Here is a 2035-nt window from a genome sequence, read left to right as displayed (position 1 = left end):
GGACGTTGAACGTGAGTGGGGAGTACGTCCCCCCTGCCGCTACGGCATAGAACGGGAGTCCACGCGAAAGCCTCGGGGCTTGACCCCGAGGCAGTTTACGCAAAGCCTTATCCTTTCGTCCGACGTTCTCCGATACCATGTGTCAACACTGCGCCCACGGGGACGACGGATGGGCGGACTTGATAAAATACGACGAGACGTACTCCGCCGGACTCGATGGCGATTCCGACAGTGACCGAGACGACGGGGATTCGGACCACGACGACGATTCCGACTCCGACGGTGACAGCGATTCGGACGCTCACCAGTCGGTTCGCACGACCAGCACGTAGGCGAACGCCGTCGCCGCCGTCCAGAGCAGGACGACGTCGATGACCGGATAGGGTGACCCGTGGAGTCCGGCACCCGAACCGTAGTCGCCGCCGAGGACGGCGTTCAACAGCAAGTAGAAGGCGACCGTGACGATGCTGAACAGGAACGCCTGCCCGAACCTGACGTTCGGATAGTAGCCGAGTATGGGGACCGCGACGATCAGCGTGACGACGGCCCCGATGAAAATCGGCGACATCGAGCGGTCGCACCATCAGCGAGCCAAGAAACTTCGTGACGAAGAGGTCCACTGCCGGACTCAATCCCAGCCACAGGACGAGAAGCCGACTCGGTTTGTCGAGCGCGGCGAGCAGATGCTCGACGACGGTGTCCATATCGATCGACCGCTTTCCGTTCGTCATGGTTCCTCCAGTGCGACCATCTTCGTTCCCACACCCACATACACTCGGTTTCCTGTGATGGCGGGCTGGCCGACGCTCCTGGAGTTCGGCTTCGACTCGAATCGAACCCTTCTCTTTCCGGTTTCCGGATTCACTCCGGCGAGTCCGCCCTCGATTCCGGCGTAGAGAATCTCGTCGCTCAGTGCGAGACTGCCCGTTAGATTCAGCCCCGTTGACGTTTGCCACTGCTGAGTCCCGTCAGCCGCGTCGAACGCAGTGATTCCGTCGATGCTGCTTCGGTACACCGTTTCGCCATCGGAAACGGCCATCCCTCCTTCGCTTCCGGCCGTCCACGCCACTTTCCCGCTGTGGATATCGACCGCATAGAGCCGCTCTGAACCGCCGAACAGCATCCCCCCGGCGATGGTCGGTCCGAAGCCGAATCGGGCCGTGTCGCCGGGCAGCCCCGGCTTCGACAGGTGCCATCCCCGTTCCCCGTTCGTGGCGTTTACCGCGACCAGTCCGTACTCTCCCGTCCCGACCAGTATCTCGTCGGCGTACGCGAGGGGTCGCAATCCGGGTTTCGACATCCAGCGTGGAACCCCGCTCTCCGCGTCGAGGGCAATGAGTTTGGTTCCATCCTCGTAGTACGACGAGATGAATATCGTGTTGCCGACAGAGAGTATCTCCTCGAAGCTGCTGTTCGTCTCGAACTTCCACTTCGCGTAGTCTCCGGAGACGGCAAACAGGCTGACACCGGCGCTGTAGTATGCAGTGTCGCCGACGACGGCCGGGCCGCCTTGGATGAACTCCTCGCCGAACCGCCAACGTTCAGTCCCCTCCTCGGCGTCGAGCGCGACCAACTCGTTCTGCGTCGTCGTGTACACTGTATCCTCACCGACGAGAGCCGGGAGGGCGAGATACGGTTCGCCGACTTCCGCCTTCCACGCGACGCGAACTCCCTCCGTCGGCGCGTCCGACGTCAGCGCGTATCCCGACCGGGAGGCATCTCGGCCGAAGGTCGGCCACGTGTCCTGCGGAATCGGTCGGTCGAGCGATTGGTCGCTCGTGAATCGGGATGGGCGAACGTACCACGCGCCGAGGGCCGCGAGACCCCCCGCGCCGATCAGTTGGCGACGCGAGAAGTACGGTTCGTCGGAGGACATGTCTTGATTCAGGCGAGAGAATCCCGCCGTAAACGGCGGGCGTGAATCGCCGTCATTGTTCATTTTCACTGGACGGCAAAGTCTAAGGTGCTCTTTTTCTGTATCTCGTCGTGACCGACGCGGTATATCCGCGCCCATGCAGGGGCAATCGGACAATAT

Annotated in this window: 3 protein-coding genes; 1 reads left to right on the top strand and 2 read right to left on the bottom strand. The window is 62.1% G+C overall.

What is annotated here, in order from left to right; all coding sequences use genetic code 11:
- Window positions 1-137: 137 nt before the first annotated feature.
- A complete protein-coding gene (locus tag WBV42_RS10850) occupies window positions 138-332 on the top strand; it encodes a hypothetical protein (RefSeq protein ID WP_423986041.1) in 195 nt (64 codons plus the stop codon).
- On the opposite strand, the gene WBV42_RS10845 is transcribed toward WBV42_RS10850, so the two are convergent.
- Together WBV42_RS10845 and WBV42_RS10840 are read right to left on the bottom strand one after the other, a co-directional pair.
- The gene (locus WBV42_RS10845; RefSeq protein WP_423986040.1) at window positions 302-568 is read right to left on the bottom strand and encodes a hypothetical protein; all 267 of its coding nucleotides are present in this window, start codon (window positions 566-568) and stop codon (window positions 302-304) included. The two genes, WBV42_RS10850 and WBV42_RS10845, sit on opposite strands and share 31 nt — an antisense overlap.
- Before the next feature lie 159 nt (window positions 569-727).
- A complete protein-coding gene (locus WBV42_RS10840) occupies window positions 728-1876 on the bottom strand; it encodes a PQQ-binding-like beta-propeller repeat protein (protein ID WP_423986039.1) in 1149 nt (382 codons plus the stop codon).
- Between the last annotated feature and the right edge of the window lie 159 nt (window positions 1877-2035).

Source organism: Haladaptatus sp., assembly GCF_049589095.1.
In the GTDB taxonomy this organism is placed as follows: Archaea; Halobacteriota; Halobacteria; order Halobacteriales; family Haladaptataceae; genus Haladaptatus.
This window is presented reverse-complemented; position numbering and strand designations above follow the sequence as displayed.

Bases quoted from the DNA above. Each gene is read 5' to 3' on its own strand.
- WBV42_RS10850 (WP_423986041.1), top strand. From the start codon at position 138: ATGTGTCAACACTGCGCCCACGGGGACGACGGATGGGCGGACTTGATA.
- WBV42_RS10845 (WP_423986040.1), bottom strand. From the start codon at position 568: ATGTCGCCGATTTTCATCGGGGCCGTCGTCACGCTGATCGTCGCGGTC.
- WBV42_RS10840 (WP_423986039.1), bottom strand. From the start codon at position 1,876: ATGTCCTCCGACGAACCGTACTTCTCGCGTCGCCAACTGATCGGCGCG.